The following is a 15781-nucleotide window of genomic DNA, read 5'->3' as shown; positions in this document are numbered from 1 at the left end:
TTAAAATTCAAACATGAACCAATCTAAAGATAGTTGATTTGTATATAAATTTAAACAAACAAAAATCCCATGGATTTTTGTTCTTATCCCTTATTTAAATACTTTGCTGTTTTATGATGTTTGCAAAGCATGAAGCGGATTAATTAATGCTAAACATCTTAAAGAAATATTTAAGAAATATTCATTAGCACCAGTTATCGTTATGTCATTTGGTTATGTAATTTGGATTATACTTGGTGCAGTTTTATCAGGTAAAGAATTTGATTTTGAAAACATTTCTACATTTTATTTATTAATCATCATCTGAGCTACTTTTTGATTTTATGGATTCTTAATCATATCAATAACTTTAATTTATTTAGTTAAGCATTTGATTATTAAAAATTCCATTTATGCTTCTGTTGATCAATCCTTAATTAACATTAAAGAACTAAATCAATATAAACAAAATCTGATTTATTCTTTATGTAAACGATCAAGATATAAACTAGATACATTTTTAATTAATAATTCTTATCAAAAACAAAGAATTAATAATCTAGATAATAAAGATAGCGAGAATGTTTTTGTTAGCGCAATTTTCTTAGATTATATGGGGCTATCAAACGCATTATTAAGTTTTAATAATGAAATCAAATTTAGTTCATACATCTTTATTGGTTTTATTAAGTATTTAGAAAACCTGTTAGATCAAAAAATTATTAACAAATATAATCGCTGATTATATTTTTATTGAATTGTTCATTACTTAGTATTTAGCATTTCAATAATTTCATTAATGATCTTTGGACAGTTATATTTAACTGTTCATTGAATGGAACTAATTGATATTTCAATAAATACATTTTTTATTATCTTAATGGGTTTGGTTGTTTTTAATATTCTTATGCTTATGTTAGCTTGAGTGATTAGTCTTATTAATTACAATAATCAAATTAATAATCTTAAAAAAGAAAATACTGATTTATTTAAGATCATAAGAAATAATAATGATGCTAAATTAGCTTAGTTGTTGGTTGATAATTTATGTAAAGAAAGTTTGTTAAAAAATACCAATTTTTGATGAATTGGTATTTTTTGTTGAATGTTTAATTAAAGGCCTAGATTTGATCAACATAGTATGCTTTGGTTTAATCAAAATCAGGTTAACCAGATTTTGATTATTTATAAGCATAATCAGATTATTTTTAAAATCATTATTACTTATAAGGTTGAATATTTAAAAATAATGCTTATAATAAAAGCTAGTAAATAATCTTGAAAAAGATATTTAAATATTATTTGTTATTTAGTGATTAATCATTTTAAATAGATGTTAAGTTCTAAAAAAAGAAAAATCATTAAATTAGTAGCACTCAGCACAACATCAGTTATAGCTGGTGCTACTGCCACTGTAGGAATTTTATATGCCAATAACATTGGCTCTTCTGATGAAACTTTAGTTCAAAGAAGTGATACACAAAGATTAGAAAATGGCGTGAAGGCAGAAGATCGCTATAATTCTAATAATGATGTTAATACTGATAAATTAGATAAACAGCAAGAAGATTTACCAGTTAATGTTACTCCTGAACAACCAAAACCAGAAACTCCAAAACCGATTGAACCATTAGTAATTGATGAACCAAATAATTTGGCTAAAACTACGGCAATTAAATATGTAACTTACGAACATGAAGATTACAATTTAGATAAAGAAGTGCCAAAGATGCCAAATAATTTGGATAAACCAGTTTTGTCTGAAGCTGAGGCTACAGCTTTATATAATCGTTCTAAGAAGAGAATTGAAGGAATTGAATCTAATATTAAAGCTGGTAAGTCAGATGCCAATCGTGAAGCACTAAGAAAACTTCTTAATTACAAAGGGACTGCTGAAATCTTCAATGTTTGATATGAAGATTTATTCAAAGAACGTAATTTGTATGGAAGAACTGCTCATGCTTACGAAGATTTATTAACTTCTATTCAAGTGGCTAATCGAATGTTAAAGAGTGAAGCGTATACTGGTAGAATTCTAAAACTAGATGCTCCAGATAATACAACAGTAACATTTGGTTATGAAGATGATAGCAAGAACCCAATTATGAATTACTACAAGAAAGTAAACTCTCACCGTGTATTGGGAACAAGTAATAGAACTAACTACGACAGCCCAGATGATATTTTAAAGGGTGATTTCCAAGGTTGAACTAAGACAGATACCAGTGCAAAATATTTTGGTTCTAAATACGGAATTAATGCTAGTGATGGTATTACTGTAAGAAGCTATACCCCAACAGATAAGAACGATCCTTACTACAAAGGTAAGAGTGATCTAAATGTCTTTGTATTAGATGTTGATACAACAACAGGTTATGAGAAATTCATTGATTTCATCAAAAAAGTTGCTGCAGAAGATGAAAACAAAGAAATGGGTGTTGTTTTAAAAAACATTGGTAAGAAACACCAAGACCGTGATGTTTATGACATTATTAAGTCATTACCTAAGAATGTTAAAACATTAACTGTTTTCATTGAAAATGGAAACACAACATCATTATTAGCTTTAGAAGATAGAAATCTAAGAGAACTTAATATCTATACAACTGGAAATGCAATATCTGAAGGTTGATCAATTAACCCATTAGCATTCAAACGCACTAACTTTATCCCTTCATTAGCTACTGGATATAATGTAAGTTCAAGTTATGCTGCTGGAACAAAAGTAGCTTCAACACCAATCTTTACGGCTTTAAAATTTGACCGTAATGATGATTACAAACGTGTTCAAGAAGGTTTAGATGTTGCGTTTGCTAGAAGAGATGAAAGAATCTTCCAAGGAACTCATCAAGGTGAAGGTGCTAAACCAGTTAAGTGAGACTTTGCTGATGCTCCAATTATTAGAAGCTTACAAAACCTAGATGTTAAAAATGCAGAATTAAGAGAAGTAATCTTATCTAAGGATTTAATTAGTAGCATCGATGGTAACTCAGCTGTTGTTTATGATTTAAGTGAATTTAATCACTCACAATGAACAGCTGCAATGCAATATCAACCATCTTACCAAAAACGTTATATTTATTTTGGCCGTGATCGTGAACATGATGCTGCTCCACAAATATTAATCCTTAAAGGTGCAGAAAACACCTTAGAAGCTGGATCATTACAAGATCTATTAACATTTGTTAAATACACAACAAATGGTGCAGCATTCAGAACAATTTATGTTTCTTCTGAATTTATAGCTAAGAAGATTAGAGAAGCAGCAGCTTCTGAAAGAAATACAGTAAATGTGACTGTGTTACCAGAAGATAAACTTAATAAATACGAAAGTAATATTTTCAAAAAAGATCCTAACTTAAACTCAATTGGTAAAGCTATCAAGAAGTCCTAATCAATTGTTTTAATCAAAATATTAAGTTATAATAAGGTTTAATAATAGATATTAAAAATAGATTTGTGTTATTTAATGAGCTTTTGATGTTTAATCATTAATATTAATAATGTTAAGTTCTAAAAAAAGAAAGCTTATAAAAATAATTTCACTTAGCACATCAGCTATTGCAGCTGGTGGTGTTGTTACAACTGGAGTTATTTATTCCCAAAGAATTGGTTCAGAACAAGCCAGTCTTGTTAATCGAAGTGATAAAAATATTGAATTAAAACAGTTAGAAAACACTGGTAGCCAGTATGATTCTAACCGTGATTTTAATACTGAAAATATCCCTAAACAACCAAAACCAGACTTCAGACCAGTTGTAGATCGTCCAGAACAACCTAACCAAGAAGAACCAAGACCACAATTTGAACCAGATCTACCACCATTAGATCCAACTATTGAATTGTCTCCAGAAGTAGCACCTGAAACAGTTGTTTATCAATCATCTGATTATGGATTAGATGCTGATACTCCAGTTTTACCTTATGATCCAAATGCTCAAACAATTAGTGGGGATAAGCTTTCTGCAGTTATTTCAGCTTCTAGAAGCAAACTAAATACATTAAAAAACATCTTTAAGGGTGGAAACATTCAAAGCTTAAATACTGAAGCTAATAAACAAGTTCTTTTAAAACTGACAGGTTATAAAAACCCTGAACACTTTAATGATTATTGAGAATTCTTATTTAAAGAACGTAACGAAGACGGAAGAACTAAATATCCAATTGAAGAATTAATTAATGATTTAAATAGAATTACTGAACAAGACATTATTGATTCAGCTAAAACAAACCGTTATTTAAAACTAGATCCACCAAATACAACAATCACTTGAGGGTTCCAAAGTGATGATGAAAACCCTTACTATCAATACTACAAGAAGTCTAATGAAAAACGCTTGTTATCAACAAGTGATTATCATGCTAACAAGTCGCCTGAAGAAATTCTTAAAGGAAACTTTAAGGGTTGGAAGAAGACTGATGTTACCAAAGAATTTATTGGTAATAAAGAATACGGCATTACTGCTGATGATGGTATTACAGTTCGCCAATACACACCAGAAGATCCTTCATTACCACTATACAAAGACAGAAAACCAGTTAACTACTTCGTATTAGATGTAATTAATACTAGTGGTTATGACAAGTTTATTGAATTTGTTAAAAAAGCAGCTAAAACATCAGATGATGTTGGTGTTGTATTAGAAAATATTGGTAAAAATACGACAAGAGATGTTTATGACATCTTAAAGAGTTTACCTACAAATGTTAAATCATTAACATTATTTATTGATAATGCCGACACTCGCTCTTTATTAGGTCTAGAAGATAAACATATTAAAGAATTAAATATTTATACATCAGCTGGTGGTAACAGTGTTGTTGGTGGTCTATGAGGAATTAATCCTTTAGCAATCAAACACATTAACTTTATACCATCACTTGATGCTTACAATGTTCGTGATTTTGCTCCTGGAACAAAAGTAGCATCAACACCAATCTTCTCAGCTCTTAGATTTGACCGTAATGATGACTATAAACGTGTTCAAGAAGGTATTGATATTGCGTTCAATAGAAGAACAGAAAGAATCTTCCAAGGTAACCACCAAGGTAAAGGTGGTAAACCAGTTGTTTGAGACTTTAGTAATGCCCCAATTATTCGTTCATTCAAAGGTCTAAACTTACGAGATGCTGAATTACAAGTTGTAAGATTATCTACTGATTTAATTACAAAAGATGAATCAGGATCTAGAGTTGTTTATGATTTATCAGAATTTAATAACTCACAATGAACTAAGGCAATGAGTTATCAACCAGAACGTGGTAAATTTATTAACTTTGGTAAATCAGGTGATCAACCTCCAACTTTAATTATTAAAGGAACTATACAAGAAGCTAAATTAAGTCAAAGTGGTTTAAGAGACTTACAAACATTTATTAAATATGCAATTAAGGGTGGTTCATTCAGACAAGGCATTTATGTTGAAGATGATAAATTAATTGGTTCATTATCTTCATCACAAGTTGCTCAAGGTGTTTCAGTTAAAAAATTGGGTAAAAAAGCAGCAGAAACAGAAAAACCTAATATCTTTGAAATAGATAACAGATTTAATGCAATTGGTGAACCTAAAAAAGGAAGTAAAATTTCTTCTTAATTAAAAATATCAGGCATTTAATGCCTGATATTTTTTTGCTCTATATCTTTATGTTATTAATCGAACTTCTAAAAATGATTGTTCTTTTTTATAGCTTTAAAGTAGTTGATATTTCTAACTAAAATAACGCATTAATTAAGTTATTAAAAATCGTTTTAATTAATAATTAAAAGCCTTACATAAAATAAGAAGAATTATCAAAATAATCGTAAAAAACAACTAAATTAATGATTTTATCCATATTATTTTCTTATCTAAAATAATATGTATTTTTATACGCTCATAAGCATAAAAAAACATATTCAAATCTATCTGAATGATAGTTGAATATGTTTAGATTATTAACCTGTTTTATTTATTCCTCAGCACCTTCAGGATCAGGTGTATCTATGTGTAATAAAGTTACTTGGTTAGATCAACTATAACCATATTGTTCACTAGCTTTAGTGTATTTAACTCTTGTGTATAAGATATAGTTACTTCCAATATCTTTGTTTGAGTCTAATAATTCCTGTGAGTTATCTGAATTAGAATTTTCTTTTCAGTTAACCATTTGAGCTACACCATTACCAGAATCTGAGTTTTCTTGACCTTCAATTTCTTTATTTTCAGTATACATATTTGTTTCAGTTACACTGTTTGGTGCACCCATTCAGAAGAATCTATCTGAAACATCTTGACCTGATGGATTTTCATCAGTTAAGCTATTGAAGTAAGTAAGTTTATTTTTTTCATCAGATAATTCACTGATTTGAACTGCTGATGAATATAAGTTGCTGTTTTGAGTGATTTTCTTGAAAGCAATTTTTGCTGTTCAGAAATCATTATTAACAACTTTGCCATCAAAGATGTATCTAGCTTTAAATAAGATTTTGTGATTGCTCTTTTGAGGAATATAAGGAATGTGAATTGGGTTGATTTTGTAATCTTTATTATTTACAGTTGCAAATAATTGATTATCCACTACTTTATATTTATCACCATCACCTTCTTGTTTAGCAATAATTTGATTATATGCTTCTAGGTTTGATTGGTTTTGTGGGTTGAATTTTACGTTTTCAACATCAACTTTACTAATAGAAATTTCTACATCATCAGGAATAATGTTTTTAACAACAATACCTGGAATGATTACTTCTAGATCTTCTGAAGATTTAGATTTTAATTTCAATGGATTATTTGCTTCTTTAGAAGTTAAATAAAAGCTTACAGATTTATCATCATTTTGTCATAAGCTATCAATTGTTGCTGATCCAGTTAAATATAAGTCATCAGCATTGAAGCTAGATTCAGATTCTTTAATCTTATCAGCAGCAGTTTTATTAACTCCACCTTCTTTAAATGTTTCAGCAAAAGCAGATTGAAAACCATTAGTCATTATGCTGCTAGCTTGATCATCTTCAAGTAATCTTGAAGAACTTCTAGTTTCAACAGCAGGTTGTGATTCTTGAGTTTGTAATGCAGTTGGTTTGTTGATGTCTGTTAATTTAGCAAACTTAACATCACCAACATTTAATGCCATTTTATTAGTTTGATTTTCAGCACCACCAATTTGTGTGCTAGTAATCAATGCAGATTTAACAGATGTTGAAAGTGATTTAAAGCCATCAATAACGATAGAACTTTCTGATTTTACTGAAGTATTAGCATCCTTAGTAAATTCAACATTTACTTCTAATCTTCCTTTTTTAGTATCAGCATCACCAATTCTAATCTTAGTAGTTCAACCTGAAGGAATTCCACTAGTTTCTTTTAATTCAAATTTGTATTTAGCACCACTATCTTTAACAGCTTGTGCTTCAACAGTGCTTAGATCAACTTCTGAATTGTTAGTTGTATCAATTAATTTAAATGATGAGGCATTTAATGTTTTAATTAATTCTTTTAACTTATCAGATTCAGTATTAGGTTTAGATGGTTGGTTACTATTCCCTGGATTAGTTCCACCATTTGGATTAGGTTGATCTGATGGATTTGTCACAATAGGTTTAGTAGGATTTTCTTTTTTATCTACACCTTGTGAACATGAAGATATTACTAATGAAGAAATACCAAGCACTGATAAAGCGCTTGCTAATCTAAATAATTTATTCTTTTTCATTTAAAAATTTAATAACATTTAATAACATTAATAACTAAAAGCAAGTTTATAGTTTTTTTTTTTTTTTTCAAGGAACCATCTTGGCGAAAAAGAAGAAAGATAATGAAAATAAATAGAAAAAACAGATGGAATATATAAGAAAAACTAAAAAAACATATAAGAAAAAAATAATGAAAAAAGATAGAAAAAATATTTGAAATATAAAGTAAAAACTATAAAAATATATAGGAAAAATAACGAAAATAAATAGAAAAAAACATATTCAAACTATCTAAAAAGAATAGATGAATATGTTTTTTATATGTTGTTATTTAATAAGTTTTATTAAGCTTATTTTTCTTCTGATGATGCTGTGTCTGTTGTAGTTGTAGCAGCAGCATCAGAAGTAGAAGTTGGAGCGTCGATGTGTAAGATAGTTACTTGGTTAGATCAGCTGTAACCATAATTACTTTCATCTTTAGCGTATTTAATTCTTGTGTAAATGATGTAGTTAGTTGCAGCGTTTTTGTTTGAGTCTAGTAACTCTTCTTGGTTATTAGCATTTGATTCTGATTTTCAGTTAACCATTTGAGCAACACCTTCACCATCATCTTTATTTTGGTCACCTGAAATTTCTGTATCAGTGCTTTGTTGACCGTCAGCAACTACACCGTTTGGACCAACACCTGTTCAGAAGAATCTATCAACGATATTTCCACCATCTGGTTTTTCGTTAACTAATGTGCTGAAGTATTCAAGTTTGTTATTATTTTGATCAGCTAATTCTTTGATGCTAACTACTTCTGAAGATAAACTATCATTTTGAGTAATTTTCTTGAAAGCAATTTTTGTTGTGAATGCATCAGTGAACATATCTTTATCATCAAAGATATATCTAGCTTTGAAGAAAATATTGTGATTGTTCTTTTGAGCAATGTAAGGAATGTGAATAGGGTTGATTTTGTAATCTTTATTACTTACAGTTGCAAATAATTGATCGTTTTCAAACTTATATTTATCAATTCCTTCTTGTTCACCTTCAGCTACTTTTTTATAAGCTTCTAAGTTTGATTGGTTTGCGGGATCAAAGCTTACACCTTCAACATTAACTTTGCTTACAGAAATTTTTACATCATCTGGAAGAATGTTTTTAACAACGATTCCAGGAATTGTAATATCGATTTCTGGTGATGTTTTAGATTTAAGTTTTAATGGGTGAGCTGGATCTTTAGATGTTAAATAGAAGTTAGCAGTTTTTTCATCTGTATTTTGTCAAATGCTATCAACAGTAGCTTGGCCTGTGATGTATAGATCTTCAGCTTTGAAGGTAGGTTCAGTTTCTTTAATCTTGTCAGCTGCAGCTTTGTTTGAACCACTGTCTTGTAATGTTTCCATGAAAGCAGTTTGGAAACCGTTAGTTGTTATAGTAACTTGAGCTTCTTCACGTAATGAAGTTCCTTCTGTGCTTTCAGCAGCAGGAGCTTCAGTTTGAGTTTTTTCTTCTAATGCTTTTTCTTTATTAATTTCAGATAGTTTAGCGAACTTAACATCACCAACATTTAATGCAGTTTTGTTAGCTCCCTTGTATTGTTCACCAAGATCAACTTTGGTAAAGAAACTGTTTTTAACAGTTGTAGGAAGTGATTTGAAACCATCAACTTCAATAGATTTAGTAGATTTAACTGGATCTACGCCATCTTTAGTAAATTCTACATCTACTTGAACTACACCTTTTTTAGTATCAGCATCCGTTGCTTTAACTACATATTTTCAACCAGATGGAATTTGGCTAACATCTCTTAATAAGAAAGAGTATTTAGTATCATTCTTAACTGTTTGGGCTTCAACAGTGTCTAATTCAACATCTTGATTTGAATTAGTTGTATCAACTAACTTAAATGATGAAGCATTTAAACCATCGATTAAGCTTTTAACTTGATCAGCTTCGTTTTGTGGTTTAGTTTGATTACCTGGGTTAGTTCCGTTGTCTGGATTAGTTCCACCACCAGGATTACCTTGATCTGATTGATTATTTCCGCCACCAGGCGCTGGTTTTGGTTCAGGTTTTTTGCTATCTTGTGCTTGTGAACACGAAGATATAACTAAAGAAGAGATTCCAAGCACAGATAAAGCACTTGCGAATCTAAAAATCTTATTCTTTTTCATTTAAAAATTTAATAACATTTAATAACATTAATAACTAAAAGGCAGTATATCCTTTTTTTTTTTTTTTGCAAGAGCAAATTGAAAGAAAAATGGAAAAATAATGAAAATAAATAGCAAAAATAAAGAACATAAACAGAAAAAAACATATTCAAACTATTGGTAAAAAATAGGTGAATATGTTTTTGCTTTTTTCTTAGATTTTAATTATTTTTCAATCGGTGCATCAATGTGTAAGATGGTTACTTGGTTGGCTCAGTTATAACCTAAATCACTAGCATTTTTATTGTATTTAAGTCTTGCATATATGATGTAGTTACTTGCTTCACCATTATTTGAGTCAACTAATTCTCTAGCGTTGTTTGTGTTTGATTTATCTTTTCAGTTAACCATTTGAACAACGCCATCACCTTCATCTGAATTATCAGGTCCAACGATTTCAATATCAGGGCTTTGTTGACCTGGTTCAGTTACACCATTGCCGCCAACACCCATTCAGAAGAATCTATCAGAAATGTTACTTCCAGTTGGATAATCAATCGCTAAATTACCGAAATAATTAATTTTGTTATTTTCAGTATCTGAAAGCTCTTTGATCATAACTGCATCAGATGTTAAGCTCTCATTAATAATCTTCTTAAAGGCAATCTTAGTGCTAAACGCATCAGTATACATTTCTTTATCATCAAAAATGTATCTAGCCTTAAATAAAATCTTATGATTACTCTTCTGAGGAATATAAGGAATATGGATCGGATTAATCTTATAATCTTTGTTACTTACAGTAGCATATAATTGATCATTTTCAATCTTATACTTATCATTTCCTTGTTGATCACCTTCAACAATTTTCTTATATGCTTCTAGATTTGATTGGTTAGTTGGATCAAACTCAACACCTTCTACATTAATCTTACTTACGCTGATCTTTATATCATCAGGCATAATGTTTTTGACAACAATACCAGGGATAGTTATATCAACATCATCAGAAGTTTTTGATCTAAGTTTTAATGGATCAACATTGTATTTAGAAGTTAGATAGAAATTAACTGACTTATCAGTTTCGTTTTTTCAAATCGAATCAACAACAGCTTCACCTGTAATGAATAAATCATCACCGTTAAATGTGGTTTCTGTGGTTTTAATCTTATCAATACCTTCTTTGTTTAAACCACTATCTTTTAAAGTTTCAGCAAAAGCAGATTGCAACCCATTGCCGTTTTCATTATTTTGTTGATTGATAGCTCCTAATTTAGCAAACTTAGCATCACCGACATTTAAAGCAGTTTTATTAGATAACTTATATTCTTCACCAAGATCAATTTTGCTAAATAAATTCTTCTTAATAGTTGTAGCCAACGACTTAAACCCATCAATTTCAATTGAATTTTCTGATTTAACAGGATCTAAGTTTTCTTTATTAAATTGAATGTCTACAAATACTAACCCTTTTCTGGTATTAGTATTTGTAATATTAACTTCATAAGTTCATTCAGCGGGAATATTAGATGTATCTCTTAATAAGAAATTATATTTATGAGCATCATTTCTTACGGTTTCTGCTTCAAGTGATTCTAGTTCAACATCTTCATTGTTGTTTTGAGTATTAACTAATTTAAATGAAGAAGCATCTAAACCCTTAATTAATTCTTGTAACATTTGAGTTTCATTGATTGGGTTTGATGAGTCAACTAAACCAGGTTGATCTGATGGATCTCTTAAATCTGGTGGGTTAGGGTTTTTATATCCTGGGTTGCGTTGAACATTTTGTGAACAAGAAGCTATTATCAAAGAAGAAATACCAAGCACTGAAAAAACGCTTGCAAGTTTTAAAATTCTATTCTTTTTCATGAAAACAAAATAATAAGATTAATAACTTTATAAGGACAATATATCCCTTTTAAAAAGGGTTTAGGTTACAAAACCCTATTTATATAAATTTTAAAATAAAAAACATATTCAATCCTATCTATGTTAGATAAACGAATATGTTTTATGTTCTTAAGTAATTTTTAAATTACTTTTTAATTGGTGCGTTGATGTGTAATAAAGTTACTTGGTTAGATCAACTATAACCATAATTATCTTTATCAGTATTATATTTAATTCTTGTGTATAAGATGTAGTTGGTTGCGTCGTTTTTATTTGAATCTAATAATTCTTCTTCATTTTTCTTTTCTGAAGTTTCTTTTCAGTTAACTAACTGAGCAACACCTTCACCACTATCTGAGTTAGCATCGCCTGTAATGTCGATATCTGGACTCTGAGTTTCAGGATCAGTTACACCATTGTTACCAACACCCATTCAGAAGAATCTGTCAGTAATATTTTCTCCTGATGGAATGTTTTCTTTTAAATTGTTGAAGTAGCTAATTTTATTGTTAGTTTCATCAGCTAATTCTTTAATGCTAACTGCATCAGAAGTTAAACTTCCGTTTCCAACGATTTTCTTAAATGCAATTTTTGTTGTTCAGAAGTCGTTGTTAACAACTTTTCCATCAAAAATATATCTAGCTTTGAATAAAACTTTGTGGTTACTCTTTTGAGGGATATAAGGAATTTGAATTGGGTTGATCTTGTAATCCTTACCACTTACAGTTGCAAATAATTGATCGTTTTCAAGTTTGTATTTATCAGCATCACCTTCTTGTTGGCTAGCAATAACTGTTTTATAAGCTTCTAAGTTTGAAGCATTTTCTGGATTGTAATTAACATCAGGAAGATCAATTTTGCTAACTGAGATTTTTACATCATCAGGCATAATGTTTTTAACAACAATACCAGGAATTACTACATCTACTTCTGGAGCAGTTTTAGATTTAATTTTTAATGGGTTTTGCTCATCTTTAGATGTTAAGTAAAAACTTACTGATTTATCATCTTGATTTTGTCATAAACTATCAACAGCTGCAGCACCTGTTAAGTATAGATCTTCTGCTTTGAAATCAGATTTGTATTCTTTGATCTTAGTAACTGCATCTTTGTTAATGCCTTGTTCACCAAATGTTTGAGCAAAAGTTTCTTGGAACCCATTAGTCATGATAGCTGGTTGAGCTTCTTCACGTAAAGTAGCTCCTTCAGTTTCATCATTACCTTGAGTTTGGTTTTCAGCTTGAGTTTGATTTTCACCTTGGGTTTGAGTTTCACCTTCTGGCTTAGTTTCAGGACTTTGTTGTGAACTTGTATCAGTTGATGATGATTGACTATCAGTTGATTCAACTGATTCAGCTGGAGTAGCAGCTAATTCTTTTTGTTTGTTAATTTCAGATAATTTAACAAACTTAATATCACCAATATTTAAAGCTTTTTTATTAACTCCTTTGTATTCAGTTGGAATTGCTGCATCTGAGAACAAAGCAGTCATAATAGCTGTTGAAAGTGATTTGAAACCATTAATTTCAACAAGTCTATCAGATGTTTTTTCATTACCTTTTGTAAATTGTATTTGAACTTGAACTACACCTTTTTTATTATCTGAATCTTTAATTTGGATTACAGGAGTTCAACCTTGTGGAATTTCACTAACATCTTTTAATTGAAAACTATATTTAGTTTCAGCTTTAACAGTATCAGCTTCAATACTGCTAAATTCAACATTAGCATTATTGTTTGAAGTATCAATCAACTTAAATGATTCAGGTGATAATGATTTGATTAATTGTTCTAACTTTTCAACATCAGTAGCTGGTTTAGAATTATCTTTTTGATCATTTTCACCACCTTGAATTTGTCTATATGGAGCATTAGATCTATCTGATGCTTTTGCACATGAAGCTACAACTAGAGAAGAAACGCCTAATACAGAGAAAAGGCTAGCTAGCTTTAAAATTCTAGATTTTTTCATGAACTATAATTTAATAACTTTTTTAATAAACTTATATATAACAACATTAATAATCTAAATGCCATTATATCCTTTTTTTATTTTTTTAAAAGGGTCTGTTTTAACTTTTCAGGTTTTTTAAAACCATGAAAAACATAATAATATTGTTAGAGTTATTCTAAGTATTCCTACTTAAAATTAACGCAAAATTAATCAATTTTATTAAAATAAAAATTCCTAAATATGGTTATTATAATTTTGAAATAGCAATAGATAATTTAAGAACTATGAGATGGAATTTAGAAGTTTTAAGTTTCACTTATATACAATAGAAAATAGATAAATATGTTCAAACTTTTTAAAAGCAAGTATCTTTACTTCGTTTTAATATACATAGCCTTGTGTATAACTGCTTCATTTTTTATTTACAATGTTTGAGATTGAGAAATTGGAAATGATCATTATGAAAACAGCATTTTTCGATATGCTCCATTAGGCACAACAATACTAATAATAATTTTTGGTTTCTTATTTATTTTTCTTCCAAAAAATGAAAACCATTTTAAAAAATTAAATAGACTAGAACAATCTAAAAAAATTGGCTTCTTTACTTTTATTGAAGTTTTAGAGTTTGTTTTATTATTAACTCTTATTTTAGTAATATTTTTCGTTATATTAGGAACTGAAGGTAATATTGCTCCTAAAGATGTTAACAACGTTTATGCTAGATCAAATAGATTTAATTATTCTGAGTCATACATTAACCCTTTATTTGAAACTTTTAAAGAAAGAACTTGAATGCTGGAAATAAATGTAGAGCTTTTTGTATGAACTGGATTACTTAGTTGAATGGGTTGAAATATTATTTGATTCTTAGCAGTTCTTTACTTGTTCACACTTCAGTTGAAAGCAGTTATTATTAATGAAAAAAGATTATTAATTTTATTGCCTTTTAGTTCACTGTTTGTATTAAATAAAAAAGTTAAAAAAGAAGTTTCAATTGATAAACTAAATTCATATACTTTTATCCCGTTCTAAGTGATTGATTAATTAAAATTCATAAGCTAATACTAAAAAACTAGGATACTTAAAACAAAAGATGTTTTAATAACCTAGTTTTTTTATTGCTTTTGAGCTATTTTTTATAAATTCTACGTTAAAAATAGCATTTTTTATATGAAAAAGTTATTAATATCTGTAATATTTTTCTTGAATTTTATGAAGTTAAATCCACCTTTATATTAGATGTTATTTCAGAATTTTATGATTCTCTTTCAGGATCAACAATTATTTTGGCTGAAGTGTTTAAACTCTTACTACACCAAAAACGCCAGCTTTCTTAAGATCTTTTTTATTAACTTTTGAAGCATTTTTAACAATATATCTTAAACGAGTTAAAGGGTTCTTATAATCAACAATATTACCTCAACCACCATAAGCTTAATAATTAATTTAGCTTTATTAGGTAGATTAGATAATGATAGGTTGTTGGATATTATTTGATGGAAAGTTCAAAAGCTTTAGAAATCATTTCACACAATTTAGCTAAAAAAAAAAAAAAAGGACTATGTCATTTATGTTAACAGCCATAACTTATCAACAAAATAATAAGATATTTAACTAAATAAAGAAAATAAAAAAAACAAAAATATACGGTAAATTTGACATAAATTAACATACAAGAACTTTTTATAATTAGAAAAAAAGAAGCAGATAAACCAGATATTTAGTTAAACCAACAAAAGAAAATGTAAAACAACTATTTGATAATTAGTAATAATTTTTTTAATAACAGATGCTATAGTTTATGGTTTATGAAATTCGATGTAAGTGTTGATATTAGAAAACCCATAATTGTTCAAGCTTTATTAACCAATAAAGATGTTTATGATCAATTAATTGTTGATTTACACACTTATATCTCAAAGGAACTAATACAATAGCTGGAAGTAGAATAATAATCCATGATGCTTATAAATATTTAATTAAGCTAGGTTATAGAGAAAACGATGCAATTAAAATGGCTTCTTATGATTCAGCTCAGCATTTAAAAATAAATAATATTGGTTGTATAAAATAAGGCTATTTAGCAGGCATAGTTCAACTAGATAAAATAATAATATTATTAATGTTTTTATT

The 15781-nt window shown here is 28.7% G+C and carries 9 protein-coding genes; 5 read left to right on the top strand and 4 right to left on the bottom strand.

Features of this window, described 5'->3' with window-relative positions:
• Nucleotides 1-13 precede the first annotated feature (13 nt).
• The 3 genes from JJE79_RS03725 to JJE79_RS03715 all read left to right on the top strand — a co-directional run bounded on the left by JJE79_RS03725 (nt 14) and on the right by JJE79_RS03715 (nt 5573).
• Nucleotides 14-1009, top strand: coding sequence for a hypothetical protein (locus JJE79_RS03725; RefSeq protein ID WP_222926371.1), 996 nt, complete (start codon nt 14-16; stop codon nt 1007-1009).
• Nucleotides 1010-1312: 303 nt separating this feature from the next.
• Nucleotides 1313-3373 (top strand): putative immunoglobulin-blocking virulence protein, encoded by a 2061-nt coding sequence (locus tag JJE79_RS03720; protein ID WP_222926369.1) that lies wholly within the window; start codon nt 1313-1315, stop codon nt 3371-3373.
• A gap of 109 nt (nt 3374-3482) precedes the next feature.
• Nucleotides 3483-5573 (top strand): putative immunoglobulin-blocking virulence protein, encoded by a 2091-nt coding sequence (locus tag JJE79_RS03715; protein ID WP_222926368.1) that lies wholly within the window; start codon nt 3483-3485, stop codon nt 5571-5573.
• A gap of 355 nt (nt 5574-5928) precedes the next feature.
• On the opposite strand, the gene JJE79_RS03710 is transcribed toward JJE79_RS03715, so the two are convergent.
• The 4 genes from JJE79_RS03710 to JJE79_RS03695 all read right to left on the bottom strand — a co-directional run bounded on the left by JJE79_RS03710 (nt 5929) and on the right by JJE79_RS03695 (nt 13663).
• Nucleotides 5929-7674 (bottom strand): hypothetical protein, encoded by a 1746-nt coding sequence (locus tag JJE79_RS03710; protein WP_222926366.1) that lies wholly within the window; start codon nt 7672-7674, stop codon nt 5929-5931.
• 330 nt (nt 7675-8004) lie between these two features.
• Nucleotides 8005-9819, bottom strand: coding sequence for a hypothetical protein (locus JJE79_RS03705; RefSeq protein WP_222926364.1), 1815 nt, complete (start codon nt 9817-9819; stop codon nt 8005-8007).
• A gap of 204 nt (nt 9820-10023) precedes the next feature.
• Nucleotides 10024-11670, bottom strand: a complete 1647-nt coding sequence (locus tag JJE79_RS03700; protein ID WP_222926362.1) for a hypothetical protein — start codon at nt 11668-11670, stop codon at nt 10024-10026.
• Between the two features lie 166 nt (nt 11671-11836).
• Nucleotides 11837-13663, bottom strand: a complete 1827-nt coding sequence (locus JJE79_RS03695) for a hypothetical protein (RefSeq protein WP_222926360.1) — start codon at nt 13661-13663, stop codon at nt 11837-11839.
• 324 nt (nt 13664-13987) lie between these two features.
• Here JJE79_RS03695 and JJE79_RS03690 point away from each other — a divergent pair, with 324 nt between their 5' ends.
• Nucleotides 13988-14680: a hypothetical protein gene (locus tag JJE79_RS03690; RefSeq protein WP_222926358.1), complete on the top strand. Its 693-nt coding sequence runs from the start codon at nt 13988-13990 to the stop codon at nt 14678-14680.
• 776 nt (nt 14681-15456) lie between these two features.
• Nucleotides 15457-15585, top strand: a complete 129-nt coding sequence (locus JJE79_RS03845) for a hypothetical protein (RefSeq protein ID WP_255565839.1) — start codon at nt 15457-15459, stop codon at nt 15583-15585.
• Nucleotides 15586-15781: the final 196 nt, after the last annotated feature.

Source organism: Mycoplasma sp. E35C, from assembly GCF_019873825.1.
GTDB lineage: Bacteria > Bacillota_I > Bacilli_A > Mycoplasmatales > Mycoplasmoidaceae > Mycoplasmoides.
Note: the sequence above shows the minus strand (reverse complement) of the source record. Positions and strands in the feature narration are given on the sequence as shown.